Origin of the sequence: Corallincola luteus, from assembly GCF_004336975.1 — a bacterium.
GTDB lineage: Bacteria > Pseudomonadota > Gammaproteobacteria > Enterobacterales > Neiellaceae > Corallincola > Corallincola holothuriorum.
This window is the reverse complement of record NZ_SJXE01000001.1, coordinates 66,869-92,325: the sequence shown is the minus strand read 5'-3', so window position 1 is coordinate 92,325 and position 25,457 is coordinate 66,869. Positions and strand designations below refer to the sequence as shown.

General features: G+C 48.4%; 18 protein-coding genes. 7 read left to right on the top strand and 11 right to left on the bottom strand.

The annotated features are described in order from the left end of the window. Positions 1-18 precede the first annotated feature (18 nt). Genes EZV61_RS00360 through EZV61_RS00350 form a run of 3 tightly spaced genes read left to right on the top strand, consistent with a single transcriptional unit; the run spans position 19 to position 3,081 of the window. Positions 19-984: a kinase gene (locus EZV61_RS00360; RefSeq protein WP_205695288.1), complete on the top strand. Its 966-nt coding sequence runs from the start codon at positions 19-21 to the stop codon at positions 982-984. A gap of 14 nt (positions 985-998) precedes the next feature. Continuing rightward, the gene (locus EZV61_RS00355; protein ID WP_114339655.1) at positions 999-1,877 is read left to right on the top strand and encodes an HAD-IIB family hydrolase; all 879 of its coding nucleotides are present in this window, start codon (positions 999-1,001) and stop codon (positions 1,875-1,877) included. Next, positions 1,870-3,081 (top strand): glycosyltransferase family protein, encoded by a 1,212-nt coding sequence (locus tag EZV61_RS00350; RefSeq protein ID WP_131413961.1) that lies wholly within the window; start codon positions 1,870-1,872, stop codon positions 3,079-3,081. The genes EZV61_RS00355 and EZV61_RS00350 overlap by 8 nt, the downstream gene beginning before the upstream one ends. 80 nt (positions 3,082-3,161) lie before the next feature. Here EZV61_RS00350 and EZV61_RS00345 read toward each other — a convergent pair whose 3' ends face one another. Beyond that, complete coding sequence (locus tag EZV61_RS00345; protein ID WP_131413960.1) at positions 3,162-4,895, bottom strand: sugar phosphorylase; 1,734 nt, start codon at positions 4,893-4,895, stop codon at positions 3,162-3,164. A 234-nt stretch (positions 4,896-5,129) separates the two neighbouring features. Between EZV61_RS00345 and galU the strand changes: the two genes are divergently transcribed. From galU to EZV61_RS00330, 3 genes are all read left to right on the top strand, one after another. Continuing rightward, entirely contained in the window at positions 5,130-6,020 is an 891-nt protein-coding gene (gene galU / locus EZV61_RS00340; RefSeq protein ID WP_114339658.1) for a UTP--glucose-1-phosphate uridylyltransferase GalU, read from the top strand. Between the two features lie 418 nt (positions 6,021-6,438). Further along, a complete protein-coding gene (locus EZV61_RS00335) occupies positions 6,439-8,676 on the top strand; it encodes a bifunctional diguanylate cyclase/phosphodiesterase (protein ID WP_131413959.1) in 2,238 nt (745 codons plus the stop codon). 21 nt (positions 8,677-8,697) lie between these two features. Further along, the gene (locus EZV61_RS00330) at positions 8,698-12,345 is read left to right on the top strand and encodes a hydantoinase B/oxoprolinase family protein (RefSeq protein ID WP_131413958.1); all 3,648 of its coding nucleotides are present in this window, start codon (positions 8,698-8,700) and stop codon (positions 12,343-12,345) included. Positions 12,346-12,350: 5 nt separating this feature from the next. Here EZV61_RS00330 and EZV61_RS00325 read toward each other — a convergent pair whose 3' ends face one another. Genes EZV61_RS00325 through tviB form a run of 6 tightly spaced genes read right to left on the bottom strand, consistent with a single transcriptional unit; the run spans position 12,351 to position 19,523 of the window. Next, positions 12,351-13,496 (bottom strand): XrtA/PEP-CTERM system-associated ATPase, encoded by a 1,146-nt coding sequence (locus EZV61_RS00325; protein ID WP_131413957.1) that lies wholly within the window; start codon positions 13,494-13,496, stop codon positions 12,351-12,353. A gap of 8 nt (positions 13,497-13,504) precedes the next feature. Next, positions 13,505-15,085 carry a TIGR03016 family PEP-CTERM system-associated outer membrane protein gene (locus EZV61_RS00320; protein ID WP_131413956.1) on the bottom strand — a complete coding sequence of 527 codons (1,581 nt, stop codon included), beginning with the start codon at positions 15,083-15,085 and terminating at the stop codon, positions 13,505-13,507. Next, on the bottom strand, positions 15,060-15,980 hold the full coding sequence (locus EZV61_RS00315) for an XrtA-associated tyrosine autokinase (protein WP_131413955.1): 921 nt from the start codon (positions 15,978-15,980) through the stop codon (positions 15,060-15,062). The genes EZV61_RS00320 and EZV61_RS00315 overlap by 26 nt, the downstream gene beginning before the upstream one ends. Continuing rightward, positions 15,980-17,560, bottom strand: coding sequence for an XrtA system polysaccharide chain length determinant (locus tag EZV61_RS00310; RefSeq protein WP_131413954.1), 1,581 nt, complete (start codon positions 17,558-17,560; stop codon positions 15,980-15,982). Before EZV61_RS00310 ends, EZV61_RS00315 begins: the two co-directional genes overlap by 1 nt. Before the next feature lie 27 nt (positions 17,561-17,587). Continuing rightward, positions 17,588-18,220, bottom strand: a complete 633-nt coding sequence (locus EZV61_RS00305; RefSeq protein WP_130566113.1) for an XrtA/PEP-CTERM system exopolysaccharide export protein — start codon at positions 18,218-18,220, stop codon at positions 17,588-17,590. Between the two features lie 22 nt (positions 18,221-18,242). Next, positions 18,243-19,523 carry a Vi polysaccharide biosynthesis UDP-N-acetylglucosamine C-6 dehydrogenase TviB gene (tviB, locus tag EZV61_RS00300; RefSeq protein ID WP_131413953.1) on the bottom strand — a complete coding sequence of 427 codons (1,281 nt, stop codon included), beginning with the start codon at positions 19,521-19,523 and terminating at the stop codon, positions 18,243-18,245. 297 nt (positions 19,524-19,820) lie between these two features. On the opposite strand from tviB, the gene EZV61_RS00295 reads away from it, so the two are divergent. Next, positions 19,821-21,233, top strand: coding sequence for a TIGR03013 family XrtA/PEP-CTERM system glycosyltransferase (locus tag EZV61_RS00295; RefSeq protein WP_131413952.1), 1,413 nt, complete (start codon positions 19,821-19,823; stop codon positions 21,231-21,233). A 93-nt stretch (positions 21,234-21,326) separates the two neighbouring features. On the opposite strand, the gene EZV61_RS00290 is transcribed toward EZV61_RS00295, so the two are convergent. The 4 genes from EZV61_RS00290 to EZV61_RS00275 form a co-directional block, all read right to left on the bottom strand. Next, a complete protein-coding gene (locus EZV61_RS00290; RefSeq protein ID WP_131413951.1) occupies positions 21,327-22,055 on the bottom strand; it encodes a sulfotransferase family protein in 729 nt (242 codons plus the stop codon). Between the two features lie 138 nt (positions 22,056-22,193). Then, on the bottom strand, positions 22,194-23,480 hold the full coding sequence (locus EZV61_RS00285) for a PA14 domain-containing protein (protein ID WP_165569487.1): 1,287 nt from the start codon (positions 23,478-23,480) through the stop codon (positions 22,194-22,196). A gap of 131 nt (positions 23,481-23,611) precedes the next feature. Next, a complete protein-coding gene (locus tag EZV61_RS00280; RefSeq protein WP_131413949.1) occupies positions 23,612-24,730 on the bottom strand; it encodes an acyltransferase family protein in 1,119 nt (372 codons plus the stop codon). Between the two features lie 15 nt (positions 24,731-24,745). Next, positions 24,746-25,441 carry a sulfotransferase family protein gene (locus EZV61_RS00275; protein WP_131413948.1) on the bottom strand — a complete coding sequence of 232 codons (696 nt, stop codon included), beginning with the start codon at positions 25,439-25,441 and terminating at the stop codon, positions 24,746-24,748. Positions 25,442-25,457: the final 16 nt, after the last annotated feature.

Here is a 25,457-nt window from a genome sequence, read left to right as displayed (position 1 = left end):
TGCACTGTAAGGAAGATGATGCCAGCATCACCATTGTGGCCAGACACTCCTCTGACAGAGGAACGCAAACAAGCGTTGCTTGATAAGCTCACACAGCCATTTAACGAGTTGTGTGAGCAACTTCAGTTGCCTGATAGTTACAGAGAGCTACTCACGCAAATCTATCTGCCGTTAGGTGAGTGGATCTCTCGTCAGCGCCTACTCCAAGGCAAGCTTTGCTATGTTTTTGGTGTCAACGGTGGTCAGGGTAGCGGTAAGTCAACCTTGTGCCATTTCCTCAAGCTGGTGATGGAGCAGGGTTTTGATCTGCGTACCGTTGGCTTCTCCGTTGATGACCTCTACCTCAGTAAACGTAGCCGTCATGTATTAGCTCGCAATCAGCACCCATTATTGGCAACCCGCGGCGTGCCTGGCACCCATGATGTGGCATCAGGTCTCGAACTACTCAACCGTTTACGTACGTTACGGGCGAACGAAGCGACCTATCTACCCAGCTTTAACAAAGCGGTTGATGATTGCGATCCCATGGAAGCTTGGCAGACCTGTGAAGGCCCGGTGGACTTGGTTATTTTTGAAGGTTGGTGTGTCGGCACTCCCGCCCAAAGCGAAGCTTCTCTGGCGATCCCAATGAACGCCCTCGAACGTGAAGAGGATGCTGATGGCCAGTGGCGGCGCTATGTTAATCAGCAATTAGCTGGACCATACCAAACGCTATTCGCCCGTATTGACGCCCTATTAATGCTGAAAGTGCCAGACCTAAACGCTGTTAAACAATGGCGTGGTCAGCAAGAACAACAGCTTCAGGCGAAAGCCGGAAAACAGGCTGGCGTGATGGACGAAGAGAGCTTAGCTCGTTTTCTGATGCATTATCAGCGACTGACTAATCACGCACTGAAAACCTTACCCGATTTGGCTGACATCTGTTTTCACCTCAACGAAAGCCACGGTATCGATAAGGTGCAAATAAACAAAATGCTTTGCTAATGAGGAGGTGATTTATCGTTAGTCCCCAAGCCCAACTGATCGTCTATAGCGATCTAGACGGCACACTGCTAGATCATCACAATTACAGTTTTGCAGCTGCGCAACGCTCTCTGGCACTACTGGCAAGCGCTAATTTCCCCCTGCTCCTTAATACCAGTAAAACGTTTTCGGAAGTGATAAGCCTGCGCCACCAGCTCGATAATCATCATCCATTTATCATCGAAAATGGCAGCGCCATCTGTATACCAGCAAATTATTTTGTCTGGCTTGACGGCATGTTGTCGACCCAGCTTTACGCTGGTGAGCAGCGCTATTTCATCCAAAATCTAGGCCCCAACTACAGCAACATCATTAAGGTGCTGCACCAACTTCGCAAGCAGCACGGCTATCAATTTACCGGCTTTGCCGATATGTCTGATGCCGACGTGGCAGATTGTACTTCACTGCCTCTGGCGGATGCCCAGATGGCGAAACGCCGACAGGCCAGTGAGCCGATGTTATGGCAAGACAGTGATGCCGCATTGACGCAGTTAAAGCTGCAACTCAAGCCCCTTGGCTTAAAAGTACTCAAAGGTGGGCGCTTCTTGCATGTGATGGGGCACGTAGACAAAAGCACTGCACTGGATTGGTTGCAACCCCATTTCGCAAGAAAATATGCACAGTTCAAACAGATCACAGTCGCCTTGGGTGACAGCCAAAATGACCTATGCATGCTTGAACGTGCTGACATTGGCGTGGTTATCCCCGATGCCAAAAATCAACGCTTAAGCCCTGTGGGCAAGCAGATAAAGTTTGCATCCCAGCAAGGCCCTGAAGGCTGGGACGCAGTAATGTATCCACTGATATTAGACATTATAAATTCACTACCTGAGAAGGAATTCATGCATGGCTGATTTTTACCAGAACGGTCTGGTGACCACACTTCATAATCTCACACAGCGGCCACTGGATGAGTTAGAGCAGGAGCTGGCCAGCTTCTCTCGTCAACGCCCTATGTCACTGGTATTGCCGTCTCTTTATTCGGAGCTTCAAGCGCCGGCATTGGACAATATTGTCGAGGAGCTCAAAGGAGCTACCTACCTCAATGAAGTGGTTATTGGTCTCGACCGCGCCTCAAAAGAGGAGTTTGAACATGCCAAGGAGTACTTTTCCCGTCTACCACAACACCATAGGATCCTATGGAACGATGGACCAAGGCTGCGCGCGTTAGATCAGCTACTGGTCGACAAAGGCTTAGCCCCGGAGCAGCCAGGTAAAGGACGTAACGTCTGGTATTGCTTTGGCTATGTACTCGCTTCCGGTCGCGGTAAGGCTGTAGCACTGCACGATTGCGATATCGTCACCTATCAGCGGGAGATGCTCGCACGTTTGATCTATCCAGTGGCCAACCCATCATTCAACTATGAATTTTGTAAGGGCTACTACTCACGTTGGTCCGATGGCAAGCTCAATGGTCGTGTCTGCCGCCTGTTGGTCACCCCACTGATCAAAGCGTTGAAAAAAATCTGTGGTTACGACGACTATCTGGAGTACCTGGATAGCTTCCGTTACGCCCTTGCTGGGGAGTTCTCAATGCAGGCGGATGTGCTACGCGAGCTCCGCATCCCAAGCGATTGGGGACTGGAAATCGGTGTACTCTCAGAAGTCTATCGTAACTACAATACGAACCGATTGTGCCAAGTCGATATCGCCGATGTGTATGATCACAAGCATCAAGATCTCTCCATCGACAACCATGATGCCGGACTGGCAAAAATGGCAACAGATATTGCAAAAGCGATGATGCGCAAGCTGGCCACGCAAGGACATGTGTTTAATTCTGGCGCGTTTCGTAGCCTGAAGGCCACCTACTTTAGGTCGGCACTCGACTTTATCGAAAACTATTACAACGATGCCAAGATCAATGGCTTGACCTTGGATCGCCATGCAGAAGAGGAAGCGGTAGAATTGTTTGCCAAGTGCATAACCGAAGCGGGCGAAGCATTCCTCGACAATCCATCAGCAACACCGTTTATCCCCAGCTGGAACCGGATCACCAGTGCCGTTCCTGATTTTCTTGACCGCCTCTACGATGCAGTAGAAGCAGACAACAGCTAAGCGATAAACACTCACACGGCGCTAATTAGAACGCCCGCATATTGCGGGCGTTTTTTTATGAAGCAATCGTAATCGTTCAGCTATTCCACACAAGGCACCAACCAAGCACATTGGTACGGTGCCAATTCGAATTCATGCAGCGCCACTGTTTTTCCCGTTAACAACTCATCACAACCCGCGGCAGTGAATTGCTGCGGTATTTTTTCAATGCCATGCACCTCATGGGGGTAGGCTGTTAGGTTATGTATACAAAGGATCTGCTCCCCGGAGTGCGGATCACAGCGGATAATGGCAAACAAGGTATCTGATAACACCAATGCTTCCTGAGAAGCGTCGGGGCTAAACGCATGATGACTGCGCCGGATCTTAATGATCTCAGTGAGTGCTGAAAAAATCCGCGACTGGTCACTGGCCGGATCGCACAATAGCCCGTTTAACTCATCACTTTGCCATTTATGGCGGTTAATTGAACGTGTCCTTCCCGTTAGCTCGACCTGCTCCAAATCGTTAGGTGTTGCAGTCAAACTATGGATATATAGGGCAGGGATCCCTTGCAGCGATAGCATAATGGTTTGCGCACACAAGAATCGCGAGATCTGAAAAGTGTCTGGCCCATTCCGCGTTCCCTGAAGCGCTTCAAATAACGATATGTTCAGTTCATACGGACTCTTTGTACCATCACCGTTAGCTTTCATACTGACAAAGCCACCGAACTGATGCACAGATTCAATCAAATCGGTTATTTCATGCTTAGGAATGATCCCTTCCACCGCCCGGACACCAATACCATCATGGGAAGCGGTGAAATTTAGAAAGCAGCAACCGGCAGGAAAAGCAGGTAACGATCGCGCCCAGCGCGTGAGATAGCTGGCATTGCCACGGTTCAAGCCGTGTAGGATCAGCGGTGGCAAAGCAAAGTTGTACACCATCTGAGCCTCATCGCCACTGCCAAAATAGCTAATATTCTCTTCGTGAGGCACGTTAGTTTCCGTGATAAGAACCAGCCCTGGATCCAACCAACGGAAGATATCCCGCATCAGCTTCACCACTTCATGGGTTTCGGGTAGGTGAACACATTTACTGCCTAGGGTTTTCCATAAAAAGGCCACGGCATCGAGGCGAATGTAACGAGACCCCTTGACGATATACTCAAGCAAGATATCGATCATCTCGATCAGTACATCTGGATTAGCAAAATTCAGATCGATCTGATCATCACTGAAAGTGGCCCAGACATGCTTCACCCCTTGACGGGTATAAACATCCACTATTAGCGGGCTGGTTCTGGGCCGAATCACCGAGCTGTAATCAGCATCAGGATCCGACTCGACAAAAAACTCCTTGCCTTCCCCCTCACCATTAATGAAATCAATGAACCAAAGGCTCTGACGGGAGGTATGGTTACACACCAGATCCGCCATCAAGTCGAAAGACTGCGCAATCTGAGCAACGTCGTCCCAAGTACCGAGCTTATAGTTCACAGCCCGATAGTCGATCACTGAAAAACCATCATCTGAGCTGTAGGGAAAAAACGGTAAGATATGCACGGCAGAGAAAGTGTCGGCTAAATGCTGACGCAGAAATTGATTCAATACCTGCAGCGGCCGCTTACCCTCTTGCAATAAGCTATCGCCATAGGTGATAAGAATAATATCTGACTCATCCCATCGCCCTTTTCTCGTCCTTTGGTACGCTGCCGTTCGCGCCTCAATCTTAAGCATCAGCTTTGCTAAGCAATCGTCACTGCCATAGATCCGCTGTAAACGTTGGGACAAGATCTCTGACAACGTCGCCAATGTTCGCTGATCTGCCATCGGTTCACCTCCTGAGATTGCTCTATCATGGTGCAAACTTACCCCTTTAGTATCAAATCCTGGTGCAAGTTGGCTTCTATTCTTCACCCTTTAGCGGTCAGAGGTAGATATCCTCAATCCCTGTGAAAACACCGTATAGACATAGCATTCGCTGTGCCAATCATAAAAATATTTTAACTTGGCATCCTGTTTGCTGTGTCTTTATCACAAAGTTTAGTTTCAGGAGTGTCACATATGATACGCAAATGTTTATTTCCGGTGGCGGGCTACGGCACACGCTTTTTACCGGTAACCAAATCAATGCCAAAAGAGATGCTCCCCGTCGTGAACAAGCCGTTGGTGCAATACGGTGTTGAGGAAGCCGTTGACGCTGGTCTGGATCAAATAGGCTTCGTCACCGGACGAGGCAAGCGCGCTATCGCTGATCATTTCGATATCAGTTATGAGCTCGAAAATGAGATCGCCGGTACATCGAAGGAAGCATTTCTTACTGATATACGCACGCTGATCGAAACCACCGATTTTTCCTACACCCGCCAGAACCACATGAAAGGGCTTGGCCATGCCATTCTTTCCGGAGAAACCTTGGTAGGTAATGAACCGTTTGCGGTGGTATTGGCCGATGATCTCTGTCTTGGCGAAGACGATGGCGTTTTGAGCCAGATGGTGAAACTGTATCGCCAGTTCCGTTGCTCTATTGTCGCCATCGAAGAAGTGCCGATGGATGAAACCTACAAGTACGGTGTCATCAAAGGTACCGAGATGAAAGATGGCTTGTTCCGTGTTGAAGATATGGTAGAGAAGCCAGCCCCCGAAGATGCACCGTCCAACTTAGCCATTATTGGTCGCTACATACTAACACCCGATATTTTTGACCTGATTAAAGAGACCCCCCCCGGTAAAAATGGCGAGGTACAATTGACCGACGCCATTCTTAAACAGGCAAAAGATGGTTGTGTACTGGCGTACAAATTCCGCGGCACCCGATTTGACTGCGGCAGTGTAGATGGCTTTATTGAAGCCACCAATCACGTTTACCAACATGTCTACAAAGCGGAAGAGGCGGCAAAGAAAGTCACTCCTCTCACCGCCAGCAAACCAGATAAAGAGGCCGAAAGCGCCTAAAGATTTCTTCGTTAAAGAAACCAGCTCCAGGTTGCCACTTATCTCCGACAGGGCCTAACTAAAGGGGAGATAAGTGGCTTTTTTTATGGCCACCGGCTACCCCCGTCGATGAACAACAGTTTCCTACCTTCCCCCAGCCAACCATAAAGTTTGATCCCTACGTTTGTTTAGCGCAACGGAGAGGATGAAAACGAAGAAACACGCTATGGTTAAAGACCAAACGGAAAACGGAGAAACACGCCATTGAGGCGTTAGACTGCGATTTAATGCACAGTTGCGAACCTTGTGTCGCTGAACATTGTTATTTGTGCCTAGGTTTTACCTTATGACTATTGTTAAATGGTACAAGATGTTGATACTTAACTTATCAGCGTAAAAAAGATTGTCTTCTGAAGTACAAAGGGTGTCATCAGGCTATATGACCGCAGATAATCAGGAAATGGATAATGATGAGCTACTGTTCTTCGCAGATGATGAAGAGTTAGTTGGTTCAGACGGCCCTGAACTGGAAAAATGGCGTATTCTAATCGTCGATGACGATCATGAGATACATGCCGTCACTCAGCTCGCCCTCAATGGTCTCACCATTTTTGACCGAGACATTGCGTTTCTGCACGCCTATTCCGCCGATGAAGCCAAAGAACTGCTCCAGCATGAACAAGATATCGCTATCGTGCTGCTTGACGTAGTAATGGAAAATGACGATGCCGGCCTGCAGCTTGCTCGCTATATACGCGATGATTTAAAACAAGATGAGGTACGTATCATTCTGCGTACCGGACAACCGGGTTACGCACCGGAAGAGCAAGTGATCAAAGATTATGATATCAATGATTACAAGACCAAAACCGAGCTCACCCGCAATCGCTTAGTCACCTCCATTATCACTGCTGTGCGTTCCTATCATCAGATAAGAATGCTCAACCAAAGTCGTCGCGGCCTGGAGATGATTATCAAATCCAGTGCCAATTTGATGGAACACCATGCAATGAAGGGCTTCGCGGAAGGCGTACTGACCCAACTTGCCTCGGTGCTAGGTGTTGAGCCAGAAGGTGTGTTGTGCGCGCGGCGCGGTCAATTCAGCAGTGAAGAAGATACACCAGATAATAGTATTTATGTCTTAGGTGCTGCTGGCGATTTTGCTCCCTTCGTTAATCAGCCACTGCAAGATCTCCCAAGCCAGCATATCGCCAATTTGGTAGAAAGCTGTTTAAACGAAAAAGCCCATCAATACGAACAAGACGATACCGCATTATTTATCGCCAGTAGCGACTACGAAGCCGCTATTTATATCGATTCCGCACGTCCGCTGGCACAAATCGACCGCAACCTTTTGGAAGTGTTTCTCGGCAACATTGGGGTCGGATATGAAAACGTCAGCCTGTTCCAGCGCCTGCAACATGCAGCCTATACTGACGAGCTGACCCGACTGCCTAATCGTGCCGGCTTTATTCAATGCTTGGACGGCTTTATCACCACCGCGGGTAAAGACCAAGTGGTTGCGCTGGTCGATCTCAACCAATTTTCCGATATTAACGACGGCTTAGGACAAGAAGCGGGCAACCAACTGCTCAAAGCTGTGGCAGAAAGACTATCGCAAACCTTGGGCGAGAGCTGCACTGTCGCCCGTGTCAGCTCAGATGTGTTTGGCATTATCGGTAGTGAACAGATAGTGACACCCGATCGCTTATTGTCAGTGTTCAATCATCCATTCCATGCTGGCGAACATATGCTGCCAATTAAAGCCGCCATGGGCTTTTGCTGCCAGCCACAAGCATCCGGCCGAGGACTTGACCTACTCAAGCAGGTCTATATTGCACTCAACTTAGCGAAAAAGAATCTGAGTGAGAAATATGCCTACTATGAGCAGTCTCTCGAATCATCGACCTCTGATCGCCTGAATATGATCCGCTCACTGCGGCATGATTTTTCTGAACGCCGATTGCAGGTCTGGTATCAGCCACAACTTTCCTTAGCTAATCTGAAAGTCTCAGGCATGGAAGCGCTGCTGCGCTGGCCTGATGGCGAAGGCGGCTATATTTCACCCGCTGTGTTTATCCCGTTAGCAGAGTATTCAGGCCTGATTGTTGATATCGGTGCTTGGGTATTGGAGGAATCGCTGCGGCAACTAAAAGAGCTGCAGGAACAGGGATTCGAAGAACTCACTGTTGGCGTTAACGTCTCCATGCAGCAATTCCGTAGCGTTGGTTTTCTCGATTCGGTAATTAATACCTTAGCGCAACTAGAGATGGCTCCGGCATGTCTAGAATTAGAGATCACCGAAAGTGTGGTGATGGATGACCCAGCCGTAGTCATCGACACCCTTGGAAAACTCAGAGCCGCAGGCGTCAAAGTCTCTATTGATGACTTTGGTACAGGCTTTTCTTCGCTCAGTTATCTGCAACAACTGCCATTAGACCGGATTAAAATCGACCGCGCCTTCGTCACTGCTGTCGATGATGCTCAAGGAGCTATCATTGCCGAAACCATCGTTGCACTAGGTAAGAAGTTGAAGCTAACGACGGTGTGTGAAGGCGTAGAAACCGAAGCTCAAGCGGCACATATGCGCCAGATTGGTTGCGATGAAGCACAAGGCTTCCTCTACGCCAGACCAATGCCCTTTGCGGACTTGGTCAACTTCCTTAGCAAACCTTAGCAAGTAGCCGTTAGATTACTTATGCACGCAAACGGCTGGCAATTTTGGATCGATCGCGGCGGCACATTTACGGATATTGTCGCCCTTGATCCCCATGGCAATAATCACCAACACAAGTTGCTGTCAGAAAACCCCACCCAATATGAAGATGCTGCGCTGCAGGGGATCCTAGATCTACTGGGTTTAACAGCGCTGCACCAACTGCAAGGTGTCGCTATTGATGCCGTCAAAATGGGCACCACCGTTGCCACCAATGCACTGTTAGAACGTAAAGGCGAAGCGACCGCACTGCTCATTACTCAAGGGTTCGCTGATGCGCTCAAGATCGGTTACCAGCACCGCGCAGACCTGTTTTCATTACAAATAAAGCGTCCAGCCGCCCTCTATCAGCAGGTGGCCGAAGTTGAAGAACGTGTCGCTGCTAATGGCGAACTAGTTTGTCCACTCAATACAAAAAGAGTGTTTGCGCAATTAACAGCGCTTTACCAACAAGGTATACGAGCAGTCGCCATCGCATTGATGCACGCCTATCGCTACCCAGATCACGAACAGCAGATTGCCGCGGTAGCTCAGCAGGTAGGCTTCACGCAGATCTCGGTCTCACATCAGGTCAGTCCACTGATAAAATTGATTGGTCGTGGCGACACAACGGTTGTTGATGCATACCTCTCTCCCATTCTTCGCCGCTATGTCGATCGTATCGAAAAAGCGTTGGGTCACTGCCCATTGCAGTTCATGCAAAGTAGCGGCGGACTGACCGACGCCCACAGTTTTCAAGGTAAAGACGCGATACTTTCAGGGCCTGCAGGCGGCGTCGTAGGGATGGTGGAGACCGCAAGAAAGGCAGGTTTTAATCAGATCATCGGCTTTGACATGGGTGGCACCAGTACCGATGTCTCACTGTTTAATGGTGAGTATCAGCGTAGTTTCGAAACTGAAGTAGCCGGGGTGCGAATGCGTGCTCCTATGATGAAAATCCATACGGTGGCGGCTGGTGGCGGCTCTATACTCGCTTTCGATGGGGCACGACTCACCGTTGGTCCGGCATCTGCGGGCGCCTATCCCGGCCCAGCCTGTTATCGTAATGGTGGCCCCCTCACGGTTACAGACATTAATGTCTTGTTGGGAAAAATCCAACCCGACTTCTTTCCTGCTTTATTCGGCAAAGATGGCCAGCAAGCACTAGATATCAACCAGGTAAAAAAAGATTTTCAACGCTTGGCAAATCAAGTCTCGGCAGCCAAGGACTCAGCTTCCCGTCCAGAACAGATAGCGTCAGGCATGTTACGGCTTGCCGTAAATCACATGGCTAACGCCATTAAGAAGATATCCACGCAACAGGGACATGACGTAGGGCAGTTTACGCTCGCCTGCTTTGGTGGCGCCGGCGCACAGCATGCTTGCTTGGTCGCAGATCAACTAGGTATCCGCTCCGTATTTGTGCATCGCCTATCTGGGGTGTTGTCCGCCTACGGGATGGGTTTGGCAAGCGTCAGCCACATACAACAGCAAACTATCGAACGCCCCTTGGACGACTTCAATCAAGAAGCGCTGCAAGCGTTATTTCATCACCAAGTCGAAGAAGCCATTACCGCACTCACGCGCCAGCACATCGCCGCTGCAGATGTCTCATGTCGCAACAGCGTCAATCTACGTTACCAAGGGTCAGACACCCAGATCGAAATTGAGTTGGCGGATGCAGACAGCATGACTGCCGCCTTTCGCCACAAACACCAGCAGCAATTTGGCTTCACTCAGGACTCGCCGTTAATCATTAGCGGGGTGCAAGTAGAAGCCTCAGCCGCAAACCGGCAACACGCCTCACAGCCTAGTGCTGACGATTCCCCATGCTCATTGACCCGTACCCAGCCTTGCGCTATCACCACGCGTTCAGTGTTTATGGATGGCATATGGCAGCAAGTCCCCTTCTACGAGCGAACAGGACTCAGTTCAGGCGCCACACTTGCCGGTCCTGCGATTATTTTGGAGCCGGCCACTACAGTGGTGATTGAGCCCGGATGGCAAGCCCGCGTCAGCAATGATGACGGTCTGATCCTTGAGCGGGTAGTGCAATTGGCTAAAAATGAGGATATCGATACCAGCGCCAGCCCTGATCCCATCATGCTAGAACTGTTCAACAGCCTGTTCATGCACATCGCGGAACAGATGGGGACAACGCTACAACAAACCGCCAGCTCGGTGAACATTAAGGAACGTCTCGATTTTTCCTGTGCCGTGTTTGATAGTCATGGTGATCTGGTGGCTAATGCTCCGCACATGCCAGTACACCTAGGCTCGATGAGTGAAAGCGTTCGCAGTGTCATTGCGCAGAATCATGGGCGACTTAAGCCAGGTGATAGCATCATGCTTAACAGCCCCTACCACGGTGGCACCCATCTCCCCGATATCACAGTGGTCACGCCGCTGTTTAATCAGCGGGGCGACAAGATCCAATTCTTCGTCGCCAGTCGTGGCCACCATGCTGACATCGGCGGTACCACTCCAGGATCAATGCCAGCCGAAAGCTCTCATATTGAGCAAGAGGGGATCCTATTTGAAAACTTCAAGTTGGTCAGTCAAGGTGTGCTGGCAAGTGATGCCCTCTTAACAGCTCTATCGCAAGGAAAATACCCTGCACGAACGCCGCTGCAAAACCTCGCAGATCTCAAGGCACAACTGGCCGCAAATCAGCGCGGAATCAAGGAGCTGACCCGAACACTAAACCACTTTGGTGAACCTGCGGTGGCAGCCTATATGAGGCATGTGCAGAACTATGCCGAGCAGTGTGTAAGAAAGGCTATAGGCAAACTGCGCAATGGCGCTTACCAAGTGGAAATGGACAATGGCGCAGTTATCTCAGTAGCGATCACGGTTGATCAAAAACTGGGGCAAGCCGTTTTAGATTTCAGCGGTAGCAGCGAACAGCAGCCAGGTAATTTCAACGCACCAACCGCCATCACAAAAGCAGTGGTGCTCTACGTTTTTCGCTCATTAGTCGACGCACCTATTCCGCTCAATGTCGGCTGCCTTAAGCCGCTTAAAATTATCCTTCCTGAACGCTCAGTGTTGTCACCACGCTGGCCCGCCGCAGTAGTGGCCGGTAACGTCGAAACATCTCAATGTATCACTGATGCTATTTTGGGGGCGCTCGGCGTGCAGGCGGAAAGCCAAGGCACGATGAATAACCTCACCTTTGGCAATAGTGAGTTTCAATACTATGAAACTTTATGTGGTGGTTCCGGAGCAGGGTTGTCATTCTCCGGCACAGATGCCATACACAGCCATATGACAAACTCGCGATTGACGGATCCTGAAATACTCGAGTCCCGTTACCCTGTCCGTCTTGAAGCGTTTTCAATTAGACAAAACTCCGGCGGCAACGGTATCTATCGAGGCGGGAATGGTGCCACCCGTAAGCTCTGCTTTCTGCAGCCAATGACTCTCTCACTGCTTGGCAACCACAGGCGAGTGGCGCCCAAAGGGCTAAATGGCGGTGAAGAGGGGGCTATTGGACGCAACGAACTCATCACTAACAGTGGCAATCATCGCAGCCTGCCAGGATGCTGCCAGCTACAAGTGAATCAAGGGGACACTTTGATTATCCACACACCAGGCGGTGGCGGCTCCGGCAAAGCGTCCTCTGCTAGCCAGACAAAAAGCCGAAAATAACTGAGTTAATCGGTACTCACTTCAGGCATTTCACCAGCGGGTTTAAGCACTGTCACGTTTTCCTCTTCTGGGGGTGAAGAGGATACCTCTGCACTGGCATTCAGCAGCTCCAATTGCTCTCGCTTAGCAGCAATTTGCTCATCTAATTGCCTCAGCAATGCCACTTTCTCCACCAATTGCTGGTCAAGATAATGTGCCACCGTGGCAATATTCGCCACCTTGTCTACATCCCGCGCCGTCACATAAGGTGAAGCCGCAATTCCAGCGACCGGGTTATTAGCAGAGGAAGCGGCAGCCATAGGCTGATCGGCTACGGGTTCGCTTAACTCCTTCTTCGCGGCAGGCTCTTGATAAAGATCCTTTGCCACGGCTTGCACTGTTTCCAAATCAAAATCGGCCAACTCTTCGAGGTAGCCAAATAACAGCAGCCGGTCACAGAACAAGTTCACACGACGCGGAATGCCCGCCGTCGCCTCATGGATTGCCAACATGGCCTGTTCAGAAATTTTGGGACACCCCTGCCAACCGACTCGGCTAAGGCGATGTTCTATGTAGTCAACCAGCTCCGATTCCGATAGAGCCTCCAAGTGACAACTAGCTATCACTCGCTGCCTAAATTGTTCCATCCCCGGCGATTCTATCGTTTGCTTAAGCTCCTCTTGCCCTAACAAAAACGATTGAAATAGCGGCTTATTGTTGCGTTGGAAATTGGACAACATACGCAACTCTTCAACCGTCTCAGCAGGCAGATTCTGAGCCTCATCCACCACCAGCAAGGCACGCTGTCCCCGCCGATATATTCCGGAAAGGAACTGCTCAATCGCTTTCAGCAATCCCGCTTTAGTCGGAAAATCTCCCTGAACACCAAAGGCATCAGCAACGAGTTGTAAGAGATCTCCCGGCGCTAGATTGGTAGAAACCAGCTGTGCAGCAACAACTCGGTTATCACTTAGCTCAGACAGAAGATTGCGGACAAGCGTCGATTTCCCAGTACCGATTGGCCCAGTAACAACAATGAAGCCTTCACCCTGCGACAAGCCGTAGCGAAGATATGACATCGCACGTTGATGACTATCACTGGCAAAGAAAAACCTTGGATCCGGGGTCAGCTGAAATGGTTTCTCGCTGAAGCCATAAAAATGTTCGTACATCTAATCACCTAAAATTGGCTTCGAATGCCCGCGAGTAAGCGAAATTCGTCATAATCAGTACCACCATTATAGCTATCGCGCGTGTTATATTCCGCGGCGACATTTGCCGATGTACTCGGCCAAAGCTGACGAATGTAAGCGCTGCGTATAGACCATTCGGTGTCGTCACCAGACTCTGTATCCCGTTCAAAGCGACGGTAAACAATTCGGTTGTCCAAGCTCGAGCGTTCGTTCAACCGGGTATCAAGGGTTAAACTTGCACCGCCAGTTTTCTCATCTGAACGAGCAGGCTCTTGCTCTCCGTACTCTCGCTTAGAGTAGTAAGTATTAAACAACAACGTATTTTTTTGCAGGCGTAATGTTGTTGTCCACACCCACATTTTATTTAGATAGGCCTGATTGTTTACCGAGCTGTAAGGTAAAGATTCGCTGACGACTTCCTGTCCTGGGGGGGGCGGTTGATTAGGCTGTGCAAAAGAACAATCATTTAAACTGCCTCCGCCACCAAGCGGGCACCATAGATCGGCATCGATACTGCCGTTGCCAGACTGGCTGAACGTCGTTACCGACTCTTTGTATTGGATGGAATTTTGCAGCTTTCTCGTGCCATGGGATAAGCTTAAGGCGTAACTTTCGCCATAGAATCTCCGATCATAATCGGCATAAAATGAGGTAAGTTGCGTTGGATTCCAGTTGACACTGGCATTCCAATAATCCGATTCATCGCCATCAATCACACTGTTATAACCAAGGTCGACAACAAGCTTCGGACCGGTGGAAAAGCGGATCCCTCCGCCATAGCTTTTTAACGTCTGATCATTATCGGCAACACTGGAATATTGATTGTCATCATAGCTATAGCGGGCATATACGCCGAGGTGCTGCCAAACAAAATATCCCAGCTGCGCTTTTCCATACCGGGTATGCAACGATGGTTCACTGTCGGAAGATTCACGCATGTCATCGTACTGTCCTACCCAAAAAATCCGATCCCAACGATCGCCTTGGGTAGTATTAAATTGGATAGTGTGGCTCTCAGTATTATCAAAACTATCGGGTCCAGTATCATCGGCTTTAACCCAGCGATAGCTAACATCACTATCAACAACCATCCAGCCGGCGTGCTGATTCGAGTAACGAGTTCCTACCACCAACTGCTGTCGATCAGAGACATTACCCTGCCTAGAGACAATATCGTTGGACAAACCACGATCCAAGTTAGTTATCGCTTGATCATAGCTAGCCGTAGAATAGAGGGTCACTGGACGCCAAGGGGAATATGCCAAGTTGCCATGAGCTTTGTGGTAAGAAGTTTTAGCATCACTATCGTCGGTGTAATAGATCCCCGTAAGCGCGTAATTTAACGCTGCGGTGAAATTGGCACCCAAACCCTGCAGTGCAAAACCCGGGCTGACTTCAGTGACAAAGCTTTCTGTTTCATCTGACCGTTGTCGCTCAATGTTACTGCTGTACATCTCTTCAACATAGATCTTTGGCACCGTCTGCCATTCCGCAGCATTGAGTGACAAAGAACTGGTCGTTAACAGTAAGAATAGCGGCCACTTAACCGTTGTAATATCCATAGGCATAATACTTTTTATCCTTGGGTTTGGCTCTATTCATCAATAAGCCAACAGCACTATCTGGATTCAGCAGGGGGATGCATGCCTGCACATCTTTCTTCAAAGTGCGGCCTTGTGAAACGACCAAGACTGTTTGTCCGGCTAGCTGCGCCATCGCATGAGCCTCGGTAACCCCCAGCAAAGGAGGTGAATCAAACAAGACCAAACGATCAGGATAACGAGCACCCAACTCAGATACTAAAGCTCTCATTTTGTCACTCGCGAGCAGCTCACTCGTCAGGTGGTGGCTCTGTCCTGCTTGAATAATTTTCAAGCGCGGGATATTGGTATTACAGATAACATCACCAATATCTTCGACCTTGCCTAACAGATATTCAACTAATCCAGGACGAGGCTCTATACCTAATTCTTTGGTTAAAGAGGGCTTAACCACATCAGCATCCACCAACAACACGGTGCGGTCTTGCTCATGGGCAATACTCATCGCCAAATTGATCGCATTAAAGCTTTTGCCTTCAGACGGGTTAGCGCTGGTGACCATCACCAAATTAGCGTTATCAGCCAAGGGACCTGCGACATTGAACGCCGTATTTAACAAGCGACGCTTAATAACCCGATACTCCTCTTTGATCCTGTTTCGCTCGAGATCGGGCACTAGCATGCCTTTATCACGTAAACGATCCATATCAATCTGCACAGCTTGCTGTTCAAACTCTCTGTCCGTTTCTGCAATTGGCTGCTGATCTTCTGAGGAGATAGTCGGCAACGTTTGATCTGCTGGGCTTTGCTGTTTTTGCAACAATGGATCGCTGACGATACCTTCGTTGACAGGCTGCTCATCAGAAACAGATTTGTTTTGCTGCTGCGCTTTCTTTTCAAGCGCTCGCTCGATGATCCCCATTACAGCACCCCCTCTGCCATCTGTTTTAATCTCGATGCCACCGGAGATTGTGAAGCTATTTGGGTAAACATAATTGCGCCATAAATAAATAACAGTATCACTGCACTCAAGCCCACACCGGCCGCCTGCAGTCGGCCAGAAAGAGACTGGGTCGAAGGATCAAGATCGGACACCTGACCTAACAAAGGGATACCGGTTAGCTCTACTATACTGCTCGCGCTGTAGACTCTTGGGTTAAGCTCACCTAACACGATAGGCACGCCAATCGCAATTAAGAAGCCGGCTGCGAGTACCATGGTATAAAGTACAGGTCGCTTCGGCCCTACCGGTTTCGGTGATACTTTAGCTTGATCGATCACTCTAAATTTAAGCGCATCCGCTTGTTCGCCGGCTCGCTGCCCCAATGCAGCGGTCTCTTTACGACTTAATAGCTCTTCATACTTTTGGCGAGTAATTTCGTAACCACGTCGCAATGCCAGTAAATTAGCTTCAACTTCTGGAACTTTATAAACCAGTTGCTCTAGATCTTTCACTCGCGCGTCGTATGTACTGACCTGGATCCGCATCGATACAGCTTCAGACTCCAGTGTGGTCACCAATAGCTGTAGCTGCTGGTAATACCCCATATCACCACTGCTTTGTGCCGATGGAACCATCGCTGAATTCTGCAACTCTTCAGTTCGCTGCCTTTCAAGTTGTTCAAGCAAGCGGGTAGTTTCAATAATATCAGGGTGTTGTTCGGTATAACGCAGTGAAAGGTCGTCTAGTCGCTGCTGTAAAGACTCAATACGTTGATCATACTTGGAGGTAAACGCTTGGCCAGCGCCAGAACCAGCACGCATTTGCGTTTCGTAGTCCCGCAAAGTCTGTTTTGCATTGGCCAACTGACTCTCTTTCTGACGTAAAGCTAACGTCGCATCTTGCAGCTCGCGTTTTTCGGCTTCTAAACGGTTGTAGTAGCCACCCGACTCACCGGGCAACAGCCCTGAATTTTGACGTTTAAAATCAGCGAGTTTTCTATCTTCCTCGACCAAGCGACGCTCATACTCTTCCAGCTGTTTATCGAGAAACTGCTGCGCCTGTTGTGACTCAATCCGAGTTTCGCCAAGAATATCTTCCATAAAAACATTAATCGTCGATTCAACCACCGCCTTGGCCATTCGCGGATCCTGATTTTGATAAATCAAGGTGTAAAGATTCTGCTTTTTATCCAACTTGATGGTTTTAATATCTCGCTGAAGCTGAGCGATTAGCGCATCGAATTGATCTTCGTCGTTCGCCAATAGATCCATGTCTGACAGTCGCGCCACTTTTTCCAAATTGGAACGACTAAGAATATTCTTGAACATCAAACGTACTTGCGTATCAACGTCTGCTTCTACCGTTAACCCTTCTAATAAAGGCTTCAAAACAGTCTCCGTATCAACGTAGATACGCGCACGTGCGTCATAAACATCCGGCATGTTGCTAACATATATCCAGCCACCAATACAGATTGGCCAAACCAGCAGCAAAGCAAACAGCTTTCTTTGCCACACAGCAAACAACTTCTCTTGAATCAGTTCTAATGCATCCTGCATTACTGCATTCCTACCTAATTATGTGGACTAAAACCAAGCTTCGGGGATGATGATCACATCACCAGGCAATACATCAGCATTAGCCGAAATATCGCCATCACGCACCAAGTCATCTAAATGAACAGAGAAGGTCTGCTGAGTCCCGCCCTGCACGCGTACCAAGGTGGCACGGTTACCTGCGGCGTAAGTTGTTAGGCCACCCACTTCAATCATCACATCAAGCAAAGTCATATGCTTGCGATAGTTAATTGCGCGTGGATTAGCAGCTTCGCCAATCACTCGGATCTGCTCGCTAAATGGGCCAACAAAGCCACCGACAGAGACTGTGACACGCGGTTCACGAATAAAAGTTTTCAACGACTTTTCAATTTCTCGCGCTAATGCGAAGGGGGTTTTTCCTGCAGCATCTAAATCTTCAGCCAGAGAGGTGGTGATTTTACCATCAGGGCGCACGGTGACAGGCCCCGATATATCTGGGTTGCCCCAAACAAAGATCGACAGTGAATCACCTGCACCTATCAGGTACTGATAGTCACTCGGATCTGTTGTCATCGACGGTTGGACTGTTGCGTGAGACAGCACCTGGTTATCGCTGGAACTACTGCAGCCGAACTGAGTTAAGCCCAAAACGATCAGTAACCACAAACTTCTTTTTAGCATCTCAAAGTCTCCTTACTCTGTTTCATAGACGTCCATCAGCAAGCCCCTGTGGCAATGCTGATTTAACATCGTAAATAACGCATTGAGATTTCCCCAGTGCTTCTATTTGCTCGGCCGACATAGCGATAAACTCTCTATGCCCCACCGCTAAAATAACTGCATCGTAACGATTCGAGTCTGGTGTGGTTATCGCTGAGATACCATACTCTTTGGCGATCTCATCAGCATCTGCCCATGGATCATACACGTCAACTTCCATGTTGAAGTTAAGCAGCTTGTTAACGACATCGATTACCCGAGTGTTCCTAATGTCAGGACAATTCTCTTTAAAAGTAAAGCCCATCACTAACACCTTGGCGGACACAATTTCAATGCCTTTGCCAGCCATCAGCGACATCACTTCTTTCGCAACATAGGCACCCATACCATCATTGATACGTCGTCCCGCCAAAATAACTTCTGGGTGATAACCTAGCTCCTGAGCTTTATGCGTCAGGTAATAAGGGTCTACGCCGATACAGTGCCCGCCCACTAATCCAGGCTTAAACGGCAGAAAATTCCATTTTGTCGCGGCGGCCGCCAATACGTCCTGGGTATCGATGCCAACCCGCTTAAAAATCTGAGCCAACTCATTCATCAAGGCAATATTGATATCACGTTGAGTGTTCTCAATAACTTTGGCAGCCTCCGCCACTTTGATAGAAGGCGCTAAATGTGTCCCAGCTGTAATTACTTGACTATAGACCGAGTCAATAAATTCTGCCGCTTCAGGCGTTGAACCTGAGGTAACCTTCAAAATATCAGTGACACCATGCTCTTTATCACCAGGATTAATCCGCTCTGGCGAATAACCGACATAGAAATCAGTATTAAACGTGAGGCCTGAAGTTTGTTCAAGAATCGGTACACAGATCTCTTCCGTTGCCCCAGGGTAGACTGTCGACTCGTAGATAACCACATCATCTCTAGATAAGACACCACCCACCATATTGGACGCAGCAACCAACAGACTCATATCGGGGTGTTTATGCTGGTTAACAGGGGTTGGTACGCAGACGATATAGAAATTAGCATCCGCGAGTGCAGTGGGATCCGCACTAAAGTTGAGATTAACGCTATCAAGTAATTCTGACGACTCAACTTCTTGAGTGACATCAACGCCACTCTTAAGCTGTTCAATCCGGGTCGCACTGACATCAAATCCTAAGGTAGGAAAGTAACGACTAAAAGCGACTGCCAAGGGTAAACCAACATAGCCAAGACCGACGATAGCTATTTTGACATCCTGTTTTACTGCCCCCATACCTTTAACATCCTTATAACAATTTGATTTGCATACCAATACTATGATTAGGCACCACACCAGTGCAGACGATTACAAACATCTTAACTTGTTATACAACATTTTGACACATTGCAGCTATCATTATAGAACGCTAAAGTAAAACGTTATAAGAACTTTTCCCCATGTTTATCAAACTGATAACCACTTATATAGCTGCGCGCTATGACAATATACTGACGCGGGTTGGAGTATGACCATCAAACGCTATAGAATTGCATTTCGCGTGGAGACAATTATCTACATTGGATGTAATAAATGACACCCGACTTAAAGAGTGGTGGCCATGGCGTTTTCGTTCTGGTCGTAGTAGAGAGCTTCCTGTTATTGGTCGCTTTGCACCTGTGTGTGCTTTCAGAGCCTTGGCTGGCGACACTTCAATCTGAAAACAGTGTCAATTTAGGCGCGGCCTCGTCTGCAGAGTTCATAACATTTGCAGCCGTTGGTATGTTATCGACCTTCGCAATGGGTTTATATAACCCACGTCTTCGCGAGCATACCCGTGGCGTATTGAGAAGAATTGGCTTGGCGATGATATTGGCTTTTGCCCTGCTCGCCGCCATTAATGCTGTGTTACCAGAACTGGTACCTAGTCCTTCGAGAATACTGCTAGCGTCATTGCTTTCTATCGGCTTAATCGGTTTATTTCGCTTACTTGTGCCAAAAATTCCAGGACTCGGTGTGTTCCGTCGTCGCATTCTTGTGCTAGGCGCTGGCGAACGAGCTTCCATTATCGAAAAGCGGATGCGACGCAAAGTCGACCGCAGAAACTTCTTCGTTTGTGGCTATATGCCAATGCCAGGAGACAAAGCGGAGCAGATATCCAGTACATTGTACATTGATGCCAATACCCCGTTGGTTGACTACATCCGTGAACAATCTGTCGACGAGATCATTGTTGCTTGTGACGAAAGGCGGCAACAGCTGCCAGTCAGAGAGCTGTTTGAGTGTAAGCTTCGAGGCGTAGAGATCACAGACATACTCTCCTTCATCGAACGAGAAACCGGGCAGATTGCTGTCAATCTTATCTATCCATCCTGGATGATATATTCCAACGGTTTTAAGCCCGCAGATAATCTGCGTTCGCAATTAGACTGGATACTCAATACCGGCTTAGCCATCATCTTAATGTTCTTTTGCTGGCCTCTGATGTTAGGCACCGCATTGGCGATTTGGTTAGAAGATGGACGCCGTGGTGGCAGCATACTTTACCGCCAAGAGCGGATCGGCTTAGGGGGCAATCCGTTTAATATTATTAAATTCCGCAGTATGCGTTCTGACGCCGAATCAAACGGTGCACAGTGGGCGAAGAAAAACGATGATCGCGTGACGCGTGTTGGTGAAGTGATCCGTAAATATCGACTGGATGAGTTACCCCAGCTTTTCAATGTATTAAAAGGTGAAATGGGGTTTGTAGGCCCGCGACCTGAACGCCCAGAGTTTGTCGATCAGCTGGCAGAAAAACTTCCATACTACTCTGAACGTCATACGGTCAAACCTGGACTCACTGGATGGGCGCAACTCTGCTATCCATATGGAGCCAGCGAAGAAGATGCGTTAGAGAAGCTGAAATACGACCTTTACTACGTCAAGCACCGAAGTTTCCTGTTGGATATCTTTATCTTTATCCAAACAGTGGAAGTCGTTCTATTTAAGAAAGGTGCCCGCTAACCAGGCGCACAGTCACCATCAAGCGACCGCATCAAATAAAAAAGCCCATTATCTATCAACAAGATAATGGGCTTTTTGTTGCAACAGCCAGCGTTAGTCAGCCGACAATTTGTGCAGATTAAGAAATTTTCGCCAAACGTTGGGGCTTTTACTATCTATACCAAACTTGGATCCACTATGCATGTCCCGTGCTTTTGAGGTATCGATACCCTTTTGGTCAGGGTAGATAGGATTGGCCAGATACCCTTCTGCCATTGATGCGGACGGCTCTTGTCCGAGAAACTCGGCAACCCGATCCATCTGTTTTCCAGGCGAAAACAATAATTCGTTATAATCGATGATCAAATTATGTTCAGCTTTATCGTTGAGAGCAGACATGATCTCAATCGCCCTGCTCCAACGGTGACGGGCTTTCTCTTCCGTAATACCACCGCGCTTTAACATCGAAGAGATCACATCATCGGCATGACGAATAATACCTATTACGTGTAAGTTCGGCAGCGCCAAATATTTTTCCAAGGGGTATGCTGAGCCAGCAAAGAACTCATCAGGAGGAGTATCGCTCAATGTTACCGTTTGCCAGACACTACGCAACATGCGCCGCCAACGGTAACGCCGGTTAAAACCAAGTTGCTCAGCGAAATCTAGTTGATTCGGAATACACAGTTTATTACCAACAACCGCTTTACCCACGATGCGACAAAACGCCATATCACTGGTCTCGATAGCAACGGCTATATCTGGATGGGCACCGATCATCGATGCCAACATAGTTGTTCCGGAGCGAGGCGCCCCAACAATCAAGAGGTGCTTCTTTTCCATTCATTAACTCCTGCGTCCAATGCAACAATCTACGCACCAGTGCAAATACAAAAAATCTAAACCGATATTCGCGAAATCGACCGAGGATTACAAGTAAAGAAGCCGCCTAAAAGGCGGCTTCTTTACGAACAGTGTCACTTAATAGACATTATAGGGCTGCAACGGGGAAGGCTCGCTAGCCACATCATCTTTATCATAGACAGTAATAGATACGTAATAGAGACCTGGGGACAGATCTGAAATGGTGTGACTTCGTTTATCCCCTTCAACTGTCACGCTATGCATCAACACATCCGGCGAAATACCATAATGAATGACAAACTTCTTAATATCATTAGGTGAAAGAGCTTCGTCATCTGCCCGAGTTTCAGGTGCAACCCAAGTCACTAACATCGAACCATCTCCACCCTCAGCAGGAGGCAATGGCTCTGTCGGTTCAGTGGGTTCCGTCGGCTCTGTCTGTTTTGGGGGATCAGTTGGATCTGTTGGGTCTGGCGGATCTGTTACTTCCGGGGGTTGCTCCCACCCACCTTCTAACGGGTCAGTACCGTCTGCGACATGCTGACCATCAGATTTACCATCGCCATTACTATCTGCATTAAGAGGACTTGTTCCGTATATATACTCCTCATAACCTGACAGGCCATCGCCGTCATCATCATAACCCATGTCAAAATAGTCATTCGGATCATAACCAAACATCAGTTCCCATTTGTCAGGGACACCATCGTAATCGGAATCAGCGGGAGGGTAACTATCGTCATAATCTAAGCCGGTACTAGAATCGCCAAAACCTTCACTATATCCAGCACGAAAACCAAGCATAAACTCTTCAGAGGGGCCACTATCTAGTTCAGGAACAAATGGAGAGATCAGGTTTACCGCGCTCCACTTTCCCGGGGTACTAGGTAGCTGCCAACGAGTATTTATCTGGTCAGAACTGGTATCCCCTTTATTCAGTATTTCGATGTAATAACGCTTTCCCTCTTCTAAATAAACCGGACGTTTCGCCTCAACATTACTGCCAGAGACGTTCGGATCAGGCACTTGAATGAGCTTACGCTTACCCGTGCTACTGTCGTCCGTCGACAGCCAAAATTCACCTGCATCTGGTGCGTTAATCTTAAATAGGTATTCACCCGTTTCTGGCGGATAGAGATAAGCTCTCACTCTAACCGCATATTTGCTGTAACCATTTTTTACTTTTAATTCAGGAACATTAATCACTCTGGTTGGAGAATCAGGGAAATTAGGTGAACTGTATAAGTCCCCTAGCGATCTACCCTCTAGATTTTCCCACACTTCCGCTTCTGCACTACCGGTCGGGCCGTCACCGCTTGCTGTCGGTTCCAGTGTCTCTGTCGTTGCACAACCTGCCATCAACAGAACCGCTAACAAAGCTCCCACTTGCTGGAACAATTTCATGTGCCCTCCCATCAAATTTTGGGCATTCATCTATTCTGTAACATCTGAAGTTTAGACACGGAATCGCTTTATTTCCTCTAACGTCAAAAGACTTTACAGTTACATTAGACTTTTGCGAATTATGGCTCTGTTTAAGCAGCTTTTTGCTGCAGCCTAATGCGTGCCGAAGGGGCTTCAATTAACCGAAAAGAGAGCATAGAGATCGCGACAGTTAGTGCCAACACACCGCTCACCTGGAGCCAGCCCGGCAGTGACCAGAGCCGATTTATCTGAGCAAAGACCCCCACACAGGTGGGGTGAATGAGATAAGCACTAAAGCTAATAAAACCCATCACCCGCAACGGGTGCCACTCTAAAATACGGCGTAAGTAACCCCGACCATTGAGCACCCCAAACAGAAGTCCGCCCCAAATCAAAGCATAGGGAATAAAAGCGTGGTGGAAATAGTTTCTTGGTACGGCTTGCCCAAACAACCAGTTGTAGAATGCAGGAATAGTGGCAACCGCAAGCATCACAGCAATGACTGCCGCACCTTCAAGCAACCATTGTGCAATGAATGACTGACACCACTCAGTGCGTCGCCAATGGTAGTGACATAATGCGAGTAGGCTACCGAGTAAAAATACCGATAGATATGGGCCTAACCGCACATCATTGCCCACGGTCTCAGCAGGAGGCCAAAGCAGGTAACAACCAGCAATGGCAACGCCAATCACCAAAGCGCAGGGCCCAAGCCGCTTATTAAACGCCAGCACCCAGACTGCCACGACAATGGGTAATACGAAGTAAAATTGAAACTCCACGGCAATACTCCAGGTCACCCCTTTACCTTCCTGCAAGGTTAGGTGGCGCCACATACCGACCCAGTCCATCGAAAGCGGTATGCCAAAAGGCTTGTCTGGCTCCAACCACCAAGCTATAAGCGCTGTACTAATCACCGCAGCCAAAAGGTACAAGAAATAGAGGGGATAGATCCGGCAGAAACGTCGAACAAAATAATTAGCCAATTTAAAACGGCTTAAACTCTTAGCTTCAGACGCTATGAATGGATAAGTGAGCAAAAAGGCACTCAGCATAAAAAACAGAAACACACCGCTTTTACCAATACCGGAAAAATCCAGCCAACTCGCTAATCGTTGGCCAGCATTACTGGTGTGACTGAATATGACGAGCAGCACTGCGATGCCACGTAATCCATCAAGGGCATCGACTTGAAAACGTTGGTCGGATATCTCTCTACCTTTCATCATCGATCCCTTCTGATGCTACTCTTTTAGCAAGGGAGCGCAGTAACCGAACTGCGCCACGTCTCTTGAATATAGCTGGCCAATCTTGTCAATTACCTCCTGGCTCACCAAGTATGCGGATTTATCTTTACGTGCCGAACGATTGACCTGCGGCAGACTGACGCCTAGTTTGAGCTGTTGACTGACCTTAGAAAAATCATCAGCAATAGATTCAAAGCGGCCAACATAATCGACCATTAACTGATCTTTGTGGTCAACCACAAACAAAAACTGTGGGCGCAATAGGATATGTTGATGAATACGGTCTTTATCCAGATAGCCCAGCACAAATTCAGCAAATGTTGGGTAGCGATCTGCAATTAATTGCTGAAAGTAGCGGTCTGAACCACCATTGCCCCCCCCTTTGAGGTAGGTATAAACCGAGATCAATCGATCCCATGGATCCCTGACAAATGTGAACTTGAAATAGCGATCAAACTTACCCGGATTCGCCTCAAGATAGGTTTTATAGCCAGTATGATCCCTATCAGGGTTTTCGTTGCCACCCATCATTGCAGATAACACACTGGTTCCGGCAGCCTTGGGGATATGAATAAAAATACACTGGTGCTGATCCATATAGCTGCGATAGGGATAGGGGTTGCGGGCAATTTGCACCGCACGTAACCAAGTCGCTGGCAGACTGCGTTTAATCAGAGCTTTAATGTTCGACATCGTGTCCAAAATCCAT